The 12,702-nt window shown below is 57.9% G+C and carries 15 protein-coding genes and 1 riboswitch; of the genes, 4 read left to right on the top strand and 11 right to left on the bottom strand.

What is annotated here, in order from left to right; all coding sequences use genetic code 11:
• Positions 1 to 252: 252 nt before the first annotated feature.
• Positions 253 to 480 (top strand): RNA-binding S4 domain-containing protein, encoded by a 228-nt coding sequence (locus tag ACT3UQ_RS04425; protein WP_105553761.1) that lies wholly within the window; start codon positions 253 to 255, stop codon positions 478 to 480.
• A 34-nt stretch (positions 481 to 514) separates the two neighbouring features.
• Here ACT3UQ_RS04425 and ACT3UQ_RS04420 read toward each other — a convergent pair whose 3' ends face one another.
• The 3 genes from ACT3UQ_RS04420 to ACT3UQ_RS04410 form a co-directional block, all read right to left on the bottom strand.
• Positions 515 to 865, bottom strand: coding sequence for a GntR family transcriptional regulator (locus ACT3UQ_RS04420; protein ID WP_105553762.1), 351 nt, complete (start codon positions 863 to 865; stop codon positions 515 to 517).
• Positions 862 to 1,923: a hypothetical protein gene (locus ACT3UQ_RS04415; protein WP_105649422.1), complete on the bottom strand. Its 1,062-nt coding sequence runs from the start codon at positions 1,921 to 1,923 to the stop codon at positions 862 to 864. Before ACT3UQ_RS04415 ends, ACT3UQ_RS04420 begins: the two co-directional genes overlap by 4 nt.
• Before the next feature lie 104 nt (positions 1,924 to 2,027).
• Positions 2,028 to 2,684: an alpha/beta hydrolase gene (locus ACT3UQ_RS04410; protein WP_444636539.1), complete on the bottom strand. Its 657-nt coding sequence runs from the start codon at positions 2,682 to 2,684 to the stop codon at positions 2,028 to 2,030.
• Positions 2,685 to 2,885: 201 nt separating this feature from the next.
• Between ACT3UQ_RS04410 and ACT3UQ_RS04405 the strand changes: the two genes are divergently transcribed.
• A complete protein-coding gene (locus tag ACT3UQ_RS04405) occupies positions 2,886 to 3,311 on the top strand; it encodes a hypothetical protein (protein WP_105649424.1) in 426 nt (141 codons plus the stop codon).
• 51 nt (positions 3,312 to 3,362) lie between these two features.
• The gene (locus tag ACT3UQ_RS04400; RefSeq protein WP_105553766.1) at positions 3,363 to 4,229 is read left to right on the top strand and encodes an SGNH/GDSL hydrolase family protein; all 867 of its coding nucleotides are present in this window, start codon (positions 3,363 to 3,365) and stop codon (positions 4,227 to 4,229) included.
• A gap of 96 nt (positions 4,230 to 4,325) precedes the next feature.
• Here the strand turns inward: ACT3UQ_RS04400 and metX are convergent, their stop codons facing one another.
• Positions 4,326 to 5,471: a homoserine O-acetyltransferase MetX gene (metX, locus tag ACT3UQ_RS04395; protein ID WP_105649425.1), complete on the bottom strand. Its 1,146-nt coding sequence runs from the start codon at positions 5,469 to 5,471 to the stop codon at positions 4,326 to 4,328.
• Positions 5,472 to 5,473: 2 nt separating this feature from the next.
• A complete protein-coding gene (locus tag ACT3UQ_RS04390) occupies positions 5,474 to 6,817 on the bottom strand; it encodes a bifunctional o-acetylhomoserine/o-acetylserine sulfhydrylase (RefSeq protein ID WP_105649492.1) in 1,344 nt (447 codons plus the stop codon).
• A gap of 91 nt (positions 6,818 to 6,908) precedes the next feature.
• A riboswitch (SAM riboswitch) is annotated at positions 6,909 to 7,026 on the bottom strand.
• A gap of 173 nt (positions 7,027 to 7,199) precedes the next feature.
• On the opposite strand from ACT3UQ_RS04390, the gene ACT3UQ_RS04385 reads away from it, so the two are divergent.
• Positions 7,200 to 7,844 (top strand): VOC family protein, encoded by a 645-nt coding sequence (locus ACT3UQ_RS04385; protein WP_105553769.1) that lies wholly within the window; start codon positions 7,200 to 7,202, stop codon positions 7,842 to 7,844.
• A 97-nt stretch (positions 7,845 to 7,941) separates the two neighbouring features.
• Here ACT3UQ_RS04385 and ACT3UQ_RS04380 read toward each other — a convergent pair whose 3' ends face one another.
• The 6 genes from ACT3UQ_RS04380 to ACT3UQ_RS04355 all read right to left on the bottom strand — a co-directional run bounded on the left by ACT3UQ_RS04380 (position 7,942) and on the right by ACT3UQ_RS04355 (position 12,597).
• Complete coding sequence (locus ACT3UQ_RS04380) at positions 7,942 to 8,349, bottom strand: GNAT family acetyltransferase (RefSeq protein WP_105649426.1); 408 nt, start codon at positions 8,347 to 8,349, stop codon at positions 7,942 to 7,944.
• Between the two features lie 57 nt (positions 8,350 to 8,406).
• A complete protein-coding gene (locus ACT3UQ_RS04375) occupies positions 8,407 to 9,159 on the bottom strand; it encodes a CPBP family intramembrane glutamic endopeptidase (protein ID WP_444636550.1) in 753 nt (250 codons plus the stop codon).
• Between the two features lie 119 nt (positions 9,160 to 9,278).
• Entirely contained in the window at positions 9,279 to 10,082 is an 804-nt protein-coding gene (locus tag ACT3UQ_RS04370; protein ID WP_105569897.1) for a DeoR/GlpR family DNA-binding transcription regulator, read from the bottom strand.
• 12 nt (positions 10,083 to 10,094) lie between these two features.
• Positions 10,095 to 10,805: a copper homeostasis protein CutC gene (locus ACT3UQ_RS04365; RefSeq protein ID WP_105649428.1), complete on the bottom strand. Its 711-nt coding sequence runs from the start codon at positions 10,803 to 10,805 to the stop codon at positions 10,095 to 10,097.
• Positions 10,806 to 10,807: 2 nt separating this feature from the next.
• Positions 10,808 to 11,665, bottom strand: a complete 858-nt coding sequence (locus ACT3UQ_RS04360; protein ID WP_219844281.1) for a carbohydrate ABC transporter permease — start codon at positions 11,663 to 11,665, stop codon at positions 10,808 to 10,810.
• Positions 11,666 to 11,667: 2 nt separating this feature from the next.
• Positions 11,668 to 12,597, bottom strand: coding sequence for a carbohydrate ABC transporter permease (locus ACT3UQ_RS04355; protein WP_105569895.1), 930 nt, complete (start codon positions 12,595 to 12,597; stop codon positions 11,668 to 11,670).
• Between the last annotated feature and the right edge of the window lie 105 nt (positions 12,598 to 12,702).

Raw genomic sequence — 12,702 nt, 5'->3', positions numbered from 1 at the left:
ACACATACCGGTTAAGCCTATCGTGTCTGCTCGGGCTGGCGCACACCAAGGGATATTCCCTCGCGCTTCGCGCCGGGCATCGTTTGGGCGGTCGCCGGTTCCGCGCTCTCGGGCGCCCAGAAATCTGCCGCCGTCGTGCGGAATGCCAGATTTAGCCATGCCTCGGACGATGCGCTGTCGGCTCCACCACAGATACGGGATTTTCCTGAAATTCATTTATGCGCGCCGTCCGATGTGCGCGATGATAGAAGCATGGCAAATTCCGAGGTATTCTCCATCCAGATCCGCGACGAATCGATTCGTCTGGGACAGCTGCTCAAGCTCGCTTCGTTGGCAGAAGACGGCATTCACGCAAAGCAACTGATCGAAGAGGGCCTTGTACGGGTCAACGGCAAGGTCGAAACGCGCCGCGGCGCTCAGATGCGCCAAGGCGACAAGGTCACCGTCCAAGGCGAATCCGTCGTTGTCGAAACAGCTTAGTTCGAGGTAGTTGAACACCCCTTTGTGGCGGCGGCTAGGAGTTCCAGGCCGCCGCCACGAGTCTTTGCAATTCCGCGAGGCTCAGGCCGGAGGCCTTTGCGTTGCCAGCGAGTGCGCGGGTTTCGGAGAGCAGCGCGGTGGTGAGAATCTGTCCCGGATTCACTCTGGTTCCGTTGGCTCGCCCGGTGCGCACCAGGCCAGCGATTTCAAGTTCCTTATACGCCTTGGCCACCGTACCTACGGCAACACGCAGGTCACCTGCGAGCTGCCGCACCGGAGGTAGCCTCGTCTCGGCGGCGAGCTCCCCACCTTGGATCATCGCGGCAAGCTGGGCTCTGATTTGTTCGGATGGCCCGCTGGGATCCGAAGGGTCAAGGGTGATCACGCGCTTACCCCCTCCCCTATTTCCTTATCCGTCGCCTTGAAAATCGTGGCAATCCAGCCAGCCAGCTGACCGAGAAGTATTGCACCGACGACAAGCACCAACAGCCCCAGGCCCGCAAGGCTCAATGCCAGTGCCGCGTTCCACAGGTCCGTGGAACCTTCGGGTAGGGCTCCGCGTGTGTAGGTTTCGCCAACTACAAAATTCAGCGTGTAACCAGCGTTGTAGATGGCTGACGCAGCCATGGCGAGCAACGGCAACAACTGAAAACAAAGCATTGCGCTGAACCCGGTGCTCAGCACGTAAGCATTATGTGTGCGCACCGCGTTGTCGAAACCTTGGAGCGCAGGGCTGCGCAGGCTCGGACGCCGAGCATTGCGGTTCAACGCCCACAAGGTCAGTAGCGCCCCCAGCACGAGGAACACCAGCAGCGGAATTCCGTAGTACCAGCCGGGGAATGGCCCCGTGGCGCCGTCACCGAGCGACACCTCGGTGACCATCATGTTTTCGTCGAGACTGGCGCCGTTGGCGGAAGCATAGGGCAGCATGCGGTATCGCCCCCGTTCGTCCGGGGAGGATGCTAAGCCCGCAACGAGCAGTCCGATCAGGGTGGCACCGAGCATCACTCCAGGGACAATTATCCCCCAAGCCGGGCCAAACATTCCCGTCGATCGCGGAGTGAGGTCTGCGCTGACACGCGCGCCGTTCCCTTCTTCGGCACTAGCGAAATCGTGCGGGATGGGGAAGATGATAAAAACAATGGCTACCAGTATCCAGATGCCGACTGGAGCCGCGACAAGCTGCAGCCCATTGGCCTTCGGGAAAGCTTGATTGAGGTAAATTGCCCAAGTGCCAGCAAGTAGCGCAACTATCAGCGCCGCCATGTTCCGTGCACGCACGGCTCGCAGTACCTTCCCCGCAATTCCCGCTTCGGCGGCGGCGCCGCGATGCGCCAGATTCACCAGGTCAGCCCGCCGCTGCGATAACACGCCACGACGAATCAGCAAGGTCAGGGCAAGCCCGAATCCTATTAGCACCAAGAACGGCAAGACGTTGCTCATGTGAATTCCTCACGTGATGAGAGGCACACCGGCCTCCCGCTTGTATCATTGGAACAATACAAGCAGGAGGCAACGCCTTGTGTCAATAGGTTGATACAAGGCGTTTAGGTTGCAGCTCCTTGGAGTACTACGGTGCTGAGGAACTCATGCACGTGCGCCATCTCCTGCGCGTTCACCGAGTGCAGCATATTCGAGTAGAGCACCTTGGTGACGTGAACGTCGCTGGTGGCCCACCCGTGCGTGTATTCAATTTTTTCGGCGGTAATCACCGGATCATCCTGATCACGGCCCCAAAACAGTGGCTTGCGCATCTGGCGCAGCTTTTCGTCTTGGAAGAAGCCGCTGCCCTCTTCCGGCACCGCAAACCCCGAAAGGCCGACAACTGCCGTGATCGCCTCCGGCCGATGCCGCAACAGCGAAGTTGCCACGGCCATGCCCATCGAGAAGCCCAGCAGGCTCACCGAAGAGTGCTGCCTGGTGATCGGTTCGAGCCAGCTCCACAGGTCCGAGATTGCGGCCTTCACCTCATCGAAGGAGTAATCCAGGTCTTGCATCAGCGGAAACCACGTGAAGCCGGGCCCCAGCGCCTGAGGCGCACGCACCGAGACGATGGTGAACTCTTCGGGAAGCATGGGAGCCAACCCCATGAGATCTTCCTCGTTGGAAAGATAACCATGAAGCAAGACCAATAGCGGCGTGCCGGCTCTTTCGGCTTCGGGCCGGGACCAAATGACGGTGGGATTCCAGATATTTTCACTCACGCATCAAGTCAACCAGATGCCAGCAGGGATTCGGCAAATCGATTCACCGTCTGGGTCGCCATTACAATAATGTAACGTTTGGAATAAATAAGGGAAGGCTGAAAGATCCATGGTTGACTAACGATATCAACATGCGTTGCGGCATTCCGAACAACGCATTGAGAGCTACCCGACGTGCGCGGAGCGAACATATTGGATGACATGAATATCACTGAGGTTGCAGCAGAAATTACAGAACTCACTCAGGAAGAATTTGATGAGCTCAGCGAGCTCAATGATTCGACTCCTTTCGGTTATGTGGATGATGACTCCGCCGGAAGCTTTGGCGCTCTTGACACGCTCTTTAACGCGATGCCTTTTGCTTTCGGAGCCATCGTCGCTCTTTTTGTCCTCATGGCGGCCGCTACCACCTTCTTGCTTGTGCGTAATTTCAAGTCAACCAAGCAATCCGGGGCCAAATACTACTCGCCGCAGTCCGATCCAGGAATACTGCCGGCCAACGCTCACCTGTTGGCGCGGAATAAGAACTTGGAGCAGAAACTCGCAGAGCTAGATGATCTGCTCGCTCGGCGAATCATCACCCGCGAAGAATACGCCGCGACTCGCAGCAAGGCGCTGCTGGGGTGACCTCCCGCTGACGCCATTGACAGCTAGTTACCGAAAAGTAACAATATTGTTGTGTCTGAAAATTCTGCGTCCGAATCATCCCTCCCCGCTCACGAAACAAGTCACCCCTGGCGCCGGTACGTGGCGCTGGGAGACTCCTTTACCGAGGGTATCGGGGACCCCGACCCGCAGAACCCGGGGCGGCACCGCGGCTGGGCAGATCGTCTCGCCCAACAGTTGAGCACCACCGTTCCGGACTTTTCCTACGCAAACTTGGCCATCCGTGGGCGGCTGATCGGCCAGATCATTTCCGAACAAGTGACCCCGGCAATAAATCTCAAACCAGACTTGATCAGCATTTGCGCTGGAGGAAACGATGTCATTCGCCCCGGCGGCGATCCGGACAGAATCGCCGAACAGCTAGAGCGGGCGATTAGCGATCTGAGCAAGACCGGCGCAACAATACTATTGCTCACCGGACCCGATATTCGCGATACGCCTGTCCTTGGCGGCATACGCGGGAAAGTCGCCATATACAACGAAAACGTGCGGGCAATTGCGCAACGTTACGATGCCGTGGTGGGCGACCTCTGGGCCTTGAATGAGCTGCGCCGAACACGCATGTGGGACCCCGACCGGCTGCATTTCTCTCCACTGGGACATCAGCTCATCGCCGCGATGGCCTTGGATGCGTTGAACGTACCCCACGAGCTGTCCTTGAATGCTCAGCTGGACAACGCGCCACGAAGCTGGCGCGAAGCGCGAATCGAAGATCTGCAGTGGGCACGCGAGTACTTTGCGCCATGGGTTTTGCGCCGCATTCGACACCAGTCTTCCGGTGACGGGGTGACGGCCAAACGCCCGGTACCCACCCCGTTCACCCTGCCACCGCCGAATGAGTCATTGGGCGCTGGGGATAGCGCCCCCATGCAGGACTGAGCCCCACAACGCACAATGGAACGCAGTTTGATGCACCGCTTACTGGTGGATCAAACTGCGTTCCTTTTATGTTTGGATACTTAGCTAGGCGAGTTCCTAGTCGTCAAAAACCAGGGCCCGCAAGACCGGATCAAGCTGCTTGGCATCCGTCAGGAAGCCATCGTGGCCAATCGGTGAATCGATGTAATGCACCGGTTTCGGCTTCGGCAACGACGCAGCGAGCAGTTCAGACTGTGCCGGGAAGTACAGCCGATCGCTGCTGACCGCGGCAACCACCACGTTCACCTTAGCCAGACGGGCCAAGGCATCACGTAGCGAATCGTATCCGCGAGCAACGTCGTGGCTCATCAAGGCCTCGGTGATCACCAGATAGCTATTCGCATCGAACCGATGCACCAGCTTGGTCGCTTGGTGATCCAGGTAGCTTTCCACCTGGTAGCGTCCGCGTGCACCTTCCGAGGTATCCAGTGGCTGTTCCCCGGGCTGCGGCTTGCGCGCGAAACGCGTCTCCAGCTCGACTTCGGAGCGGTAGGTGATATGCGCCAGTCGGCGGGCTAGGCCCAAGCCGGCATCCGGGCGCACACCGTTGGCGTAGTAGTCGCCTTGCGCAAAATTTGGATCGAGGCGAATCGCCTCGGTCTGCACCTGCGCAAATGCGATCTGCTCCGCCGTAGCTTGCGCGCTGGAGGCCATGACAACCACGTTCTTGACCCGTTCCGGAAATTCGACTGCCCATTCGAGGGCCCGCGCTCCACCCATGGAACCACCGATGACCGTATGCCAGGTGTGCACCCCGAGCAGGTCGGCCAGGCGTGCCTCAAGGCGCACCGAGTCTTTGATCGTGACGAAGGGGAAACGTGAGCCCCAGGCTTCGCCGTGTTCGTCGAGCGAACCGGGCCCGGTGGATCCATTGCAACCACCAATGATGTTGATGGCCAGGACAAAGTAATTGTCTGTATCAACGGTCAGCCCGGGGCCGACAAAGTCTTCCCACCAGCCCGGGGTCTGCGAATCTCCCTGCGATACGTGAGCATCACCGGTCAGCGCGTGCATAACCAGCACCGCATTTGACCCGTCCGCGTTCAGCTGCCCCCATGATTCATAGGCCAGCTCGATACGCGGCAGGTATCCACCGGTTTCGAAGGTGTACTCCCCCACGGACGCGCGGCGCAAAATGCCGTCCTGTCCGTCGGCGAGGTTCTTCGAGTCGAGAGTCTCTTCGGTAGTCACTATGGATGCCATGCCTAGAGGGTTTCCTGCAATTCCTGGTTAGCAGGCTCTGCGATCGCAGCAAAACCAAGTTGCAAGTCAGCGAGTATGTCCTTGATGTTCTCCAACCCCACGCTCAGCCGAACGAGCCCCGGACGCACGCCGGCCGACAGGCGTTCCGCCTCGGTCAGCTGTGCATGGGTGGTCGAAGCGGGGTGAATCACCAGCGAGCGAACGTCGCCGATATTCGCCACATTTGAATGGAGTTCTAGGGCATCTACGAATGCCTTGCCCGCTTCGGCGCCGCCGGCAACGTCAAAGGCGATGACCGCCCCAACACCGTTTGGCGCATATTTCTGGCCACGCTCAAACCATGGCGAGGAAGGCAACCCGGCATAGGCGACCAGCTCGACTTGCTCATGGCCTTCAAGCCAGGCGGCGACTTCCTTGGCATTCTGCACGTGGCGTTCCACGCGGAGCGACAGGGTTTCCAGCCCTTGGGCAATCAAGAAGGCGTTGAAGGGTGCCACCGATGAGCCCAGGTCGCGCAGCAACTGCACGCGTGCCTTGAGGATGTAGGCGAGGTTTGCGCCGAGAATGCCGTTGACGCCCAGATCTCGGGCGAACACCAAACCGTTGTAGGACTCGTCCGGGGTGTTGAAATCAGGGAAGCGTTCCGGATCCTTGGCGAAGTCGAACTTCCCCGAATCCACGATGACGCCGGCAATGGCGGTGCCGTGCCCGCCGAGATACTTGGTGGCCGAATGGATGACGATGTCCGCGCCCCACTCGATCGGACGGATCAGGTATGGGGTGGCCAAGGTGTTGTCCACCAGCAACGGAACACCGGCTTCGTGGGCAATCTCCGAGATTCCCTCGATGTCCAGGATGTCCTGACGCGGGTTGGAGACCACCTCGCCGAAGAACGCCTTGGTATTTGGCTGCACAGCCTCGCGCCACTGCGCCAGGTTATCCGGATCGGCCACGAAGGTGACCTGGATGCCGAGCTTGCGCAACGTGTGCTTGAACAGGTTCTGCGTTCCACCATACAGGCTTGGGCTGGCAACGAGGTGGTCGCCGGCCTGGGCCAGGTTCAGGATGGCGAAGGTGGTGGCCGCCTGCCCGGAGGCGAGCAACAGTGCGCCGACACCGCCTTCGAGGTCGGCAATGCGGTTTTCGACGGCTTCCTGGGTTGGATTTCCAATGCGAGTGTAGATCGGCTCCAGCTCCTGCAAGGCGAAGCGCGCGGCCGCGCTCTCTGCGCTGGGGAAGACGAACGAAGACGTCTGATAGATCGGCAAGGCACGCGCTCCGGTAACCGGGTCGGGCTGTTGTCCGGAGTGGATCTGACGCGTCTCAAATGACCAGTTGTTACTCATGGTTTCCTCCATATAGCTTGTTGACTATGGGGGTACACCACTAAAAAACACACCGACAGGAAGCTCCTCGTCGAGGTACTTTCCAGGGGGTAACCCGCGCTTGTCCTAGACACAGTTTGTGCCGAGGGCCAGGTCTTCACCCGGGGCACCCCACCGCGGAGGAGGGTTGCCGCCCAGTAAGCCGGGGCTTGTTACTGGGACTCATGACCTGACACAAGTCTGCCGGACAACCGAAGATCTTGGCAATATGAAGTGGCTCAAAGTGACGCAATCGGTCATATTGCACTTTTATAACGCAATTTATGCAGAGCGTTCGATCGCCAGTTTGCCAGTTAGGGTAGCCTAAGTCGAGACTTGAATCACATAGTGACATGATGGGCACATGATGAGGCTAGATCACGTTACGTACGCATGTGGCCCGGACGGGCTCATGCCAACCGCCGAAAGAATCTCCGAGGCTTTGGGCTTGGAATTCGTCAAGGGAGGCGTGCATCCGCGATTCGGAACTCGCAATGTAATTTTCCCGCTCAAGCATGACCAATACCTAGAAGTAGTTGAAGTTCTGAACCACCCCGCTAGCGACAAGGCACCGTTTGGGCAGGCGGTCCGTGCCCGTTCCGAGCTGGGCGGCGGATGGATGGGATGGTGTGTTTCAGTTGAGGATCTCTCAAGCGCAGAAGAGCGCCTGGGACGCAAATCGGTTCCGGGTAACCGCAAGTTCCCTGACGGCCGCGAACTCACCTGGCAGCAGATTGGCATCAAGGGTCTGATCGCGGACCCGCAGGTTCCATACTTGTTGCGCTGGGACGCCGGCACCGAAGACTTGCACCCTTCCCGTGCGCTGGATCCCGCTGGCCAGATCCAGAGCATTGCCATTGCCGGTTCACGCGACCGAGTCCTTGATTGGCTGGGGCAGCCAGAAAACGTGAATCTCGGTGCGGTGAGCATGGAGTATGAAGCACCCAACGGGACCCCGGGCATCTTGTCTGTAACTTTCGAAACCGATAACGGTACCGTGGTGCTGTAAGACAAGGTACGCACGAAGGTAGGTGGGGGCAATGGCGCCCCCACCTACTCTTCTTTAATGCCAGTTGTGCGCTCAAACTGGCAAGGCTCTGCTCTGCCTATAGCCGCTTGCCCAAAACCACAATGTCTTGGGTTTCGTAGCCTTGCTGCTCGTAGAATCGAATGACCTGCGAGTTCTCGGAGCGAACCATCAGCTGCACCTTGGGCACCGAACGTCGGCGCAACCAATCGGTGGCCGCGCCAACGATCTGTTGGCCCAGTCCTTGGCCCTGGCTCTCGGGACGGACCGCAACGTAGTACAGCCACCCGCGGTGACCATCAAAACCAACCATCGCGGAGGCAAGCAGCGCTCCGTCGCGGTGCCCCACAAGAATTGTGGATGACTCGTTGCGTAGCGCTTGTTCCGCATCGGCCAGCGGATCATTCCAAGGCCGGGTGAGTTCCACCCGTTGCCAGAGTGCGACCACCTCGGCAAGGCCATTCATCTGAAGCTCGCTAATCTGCATTTTCACTCCCCTGCTAAAAGCACTCCGAAATTGGGCCATCGTGAATCTGGAAAGTGCTCAGGCACCAATGCCGATGGCCGGGCCGATGAGCAAGAAGCCTACAAAACCAACGGCATCCAGCAGGAAATGTGCGATGACCAGGGGCATGACGCGACCGTATTTATGATAGAGCCAGCCAAAGACCACACCCATGGCGAAGTTGCCGATCATCGGTCCGGCCCCTTGGTACAGATGATAGCTTCCGCGCAGCAGGGCCGAACCGAGAATCAGCACCCAGGGTCCAAGATTGAGTCTCTTGCCGTAGCCGAAGAGGAAAGCCAACATCACGACTTCCTCCAGTACTGCATGGCGTACCGCTGAAAGGACCAGCACCGGCACACTCCACCAGTAGTCTGCGAGATTTGCCGTGGCCAGCGCTGTGGTGATGCCGAATGCTCGACCCGCTGCATATACGCCTAGCGTGCCGATTCCCATGACGAGAAACAAGCACACCCCGAGCAGCGCATCCTTGCCAGGACGACGGAAATCGAAGCCTATGTCCCTGATGCTTCGTCCGAGCGTTCGATGCATGAAATAGAGCGCGAGGGCCACCGGGAGCAGGGCGAAAAGGATATCCAGGAGCTGGTACGCCAGGTCAAAGTATTCTCGCGTGTTCAACGGATTGTTCATGGATGTGGCCTGCTCGCGCAGTGGCGCACGAGTCGCCTTGTCGGCAAAGCTGATAAGCGAATACACGGCGCTCTGTCCGAGTGAGAGCCCTAGAACGAGGAAAATCTCAATCTTCAGGATGCGAGTGCCGCTCGTCGTCAATGTCTTTTCACCAGTCACATATCGATCATAGACTTCGACTGCTGTGCTGCGGCTGAGCAAGGAGTCCGAGCGGATCATACTGCAGCGCCTGACCATGCTGCAGCGTTGGCCCGATGCACTTACTGTGCCGCAGACATTCCCGTTTTGGTGATGACCGGGATCCCTGCCATGGCAAGGGCCTCCCGTTGCTCGTCCGTGATCTGATCGTCGGTGATCAGACCGGTGAGGTTTTCGCGATCTAAGATCACGAAGGAATGCCCTCCGATCTTCGAAGCATCTGCCACCAGGTAGCTCCTACGAGACTGGTTGATCATCAATTCGTTGACTGCTGCTTCCATCTCATCGCTGACCATCGCTCCGATGCTCGGTTCCAGCGCATTGATGCCTACAAAAGCCATATCGAGTGTGATTTTGCCAAGCGAATTTTGCGCTAGCGGGCCGACAAGCTCGTAGGAGCGCTCGTTGAGCACCCCACCGGTGACCATAACGCGAATGTGCGGGCGCACGGCGAGCAAAGAGGCGATATTGACTGCGTTGGTAACTACGGTGAGGGTGATACGACCGGGCTCCCCCACTAGATCCTGGCGCATGCCCAGTTCAATGGCTATTGCTTTAGTGGTAGTGCCCCCAGAAAGTCCGACCACGGTATCGGCTTCAACCATGCCAGCGGCGAGCCTTGCGATCTGAAGTTTGCGTTCGTCATGGTCTTCACGCTGATACCGCGAGGGAAGGTCATAGGCGACCGTGTTTGAGACTGCTCCACCGTGGGTTCGAGTGAGAAGCGAGGCATTGGACAGCGAGTCCAGGTCCCGTCGTGCAGTCGCAGGCGAGATTTCCAGCTGCTGAACAATCTGCTCGACATCAATCTGGCCATTGCTAGCCAGGAGGTCGAGGATATGGTTCAGGCGTTCCTCGCGTTTCATGGATCCAGCTCTCTAATAGTGCAAATCATCAAGTAAATTGCGTAGTTCTCTAACCTGTTGTTCATCAACGGCCAGGCTCTGCGCATAAGGTGTTTTGGCGGAGAAATGAACTGCCGCTATGCCTGTGGCATAAGCCGCACGCACGTCCCGTGGCTTCATGCCACCACCGGACATGATTTCAATTCTTCCTTCGGCACGCTGCACCATGCGTTTGATCATGGGTAGCCCTTCACCAACCGTACTTCGTCCTCCGCTAGTCAACACTCGTGTGACCGGAAGTTGCAAAAGCTCAAGGACGCTGTGCGCAGGATCGGGCGTTGCGTCGATGGCGCGGTGCACCGTGATTTCCATTTGCGAATTGATCTGCCGCCCAGCCTCGATCAGCACGCGAATCCCCGGGATATTTAGGGATCCTTCAGCGGTCGTAGCCCCGATGACCAGTCCTTGCACTCCTTCGAAGGCAAGCCGCTGCGCCTGGCTGACCAGCAAATCTAGTTCCTCGGCAGTGTAGGTGAAATCACCGGGACGCTCACGCAAAAGTGCATGTACGCCAAGCGGGGGCGACTGCTCCAGGGCTTTGACCAGCAGTTCGGGGCTTGGGGTAAGCCCGCCGAGTTCCAACGCTTGGCATGCTTCGATTCTGTCGGCTCCTGCGCCCACCGCGCGCGCGGCACAGCTTGGTGAAGTTGCAACGATTTCCAGCGCAGGCGCGTTACCTGGCATAGCTATTTCACCGCCCCAGCGGCAAGGCCACCGATCAGTCGTTTTTCAATCAGGGCGAACAGAATGATCACCGGAACAATCGCGACAATCGAAACCCCAAAGACGTACTGCCAGGCGGTGGAGTACTGTCCCACGAACTTCGTCAACGCCACGGAGAGCGGCTGATTCTCGGCCGTCGACAAGATCACCAATGACGCTGCGAATTCGTTCCAGCAGGAGACAAAGGTGAAGATCACCGCGGTGACGATGCCCGGCCAAACCAAGGGCAGATTGATGGTGAAGAGCACGCGCAGTTTTCCTGCACCGTCGATTTGCGCGGCTTCGTCGATGCTGCGCGGAACGCCTGCGAAGAAGGAGTGCATGATCCATACGGCGAAGGCAAGGTTAAAGGCCGCATTGATCAGAATCATGGCCAGCCACGTGTCATGTAGATCCCACGCAAGCATCTGCTTAAACAGGCCGGCGGTAAGCACCGCAGGCTGCAGCATCTGGGTCACAATGACCAAGAACATAAACACCATTTTGCCCGGGAACTTAAAACGGGCCGTGTAATACGCCGCCGGGGTAGCTACCAAAAGCACCAACAGCGTGGCGAAAACCGAGATGACAATCGTGGAAATGAGGTTATATGGGACCGGTGTCTCTGGAGTCGCCCACATCGAAGCGTAGTTCGACCATTGTGCACCTTCACGAGGGAGATAATCCGGCGGAATAGAGAGGATTTCCGCCTGTGTTTTTATGGAGCCAATGAGCATGGCCAGATATGGCAGAAGGAAGATGAGAACAACTAGTACACCGATCAGCATGCGCATGATCACCGTCTTGCGCGAGGCACGATCGGCGGTGACGAGAAACGCCATCTCTATACCTCCTGCATTGGTTTGACGGACTTGACGTAGATGGCCACGATGACAACAACAATGGCGAAGTTCACCACGGAAAGTGCTGAGGAGATATCCAAGCGGCGATCAAATTGCAGAACCTTGAATATGTAGGTCATGAGCGTGTCGGCGCTGTTTCCCGGAATCGAACCGGTCATCACCTTCAGAATAGGGAGATTATTAAAAACGTTGATGATGTTGATCAGAGCCGCGACGGCGAGCGCCGAGCGCAGCTGCGGGAGGATCACGAAGATGTAGGTTTTCCATTTACCTGCCCCGTCCACCCGAGCTGCCTCTAGGGTTTCTTCCGGGATGGCCTGCATCCCGGCGAGCAGCGTATAGGTGGTAAAGGGTATCGAAACGAAAATGGCAACGACGATCGAAACCAGCATCGCTGGGACCGCATTTTTAGTCCAACCGAACCCTTCGTCCATGAGCCCTATGTCGATGAAGAACTTGTTGAAGATTCCGTAGTTGGGATCCAAGCCGTAGTAGAACACTGTCGTGGTCATGACTACCGAGGCGGCCCAGGGAACGATGACGGCCATTCGCACAAAAGTGCGCCCGGGGAACGGCTTGTTCAAGAATTGGGCGAGAGCCAATGAAAGAAGCACCGTGATCACGACAACGGAGAGGACCCAAACCACGGTGTTGATCATGATCCGAGGCAGTGCCGGATCTTGGAAGACCGTGACGAAGTTGTCCAATCCGACAGAATGAAGGTCGGTGCCAACCGATGAAATCTTACGGGTCGAGTTGTAGATCATGTAACCGGCCGGATACACCACCATGGCCAAAATCAAGAGCAAAGCCGGCCCTATCCAGGGCACTGAGGACAGCAATGACTGCGAGTCATTACCGCGTTTGCGTCTCTTGGCAGGTGCCGGGGTGACCTGTAACGAGGTACTCACGCTCTGCTCTCCTTTATTCTTTCGGCGCCACGGGAAAACTACGAGGGCCGGCCGTATCGTTTGGTTCGGCAACAGAGGCCCGGCGAAACGTTCGTCGGGCCTCTT

It is taken from the genome of Glutamicibacter sp. AOP12-B1-11 (assembly GCF_052379245.1).
Lineage (GTDB): Bacteria > Actinomycetota > Actinomycetes > Actinomycetales > Micrococcaceae > Glutamicibacter.
Note: the sequence above shows the minus strand (reverse complement) of the source record. Positions and strands in the feature narration are given on the sequence as shown.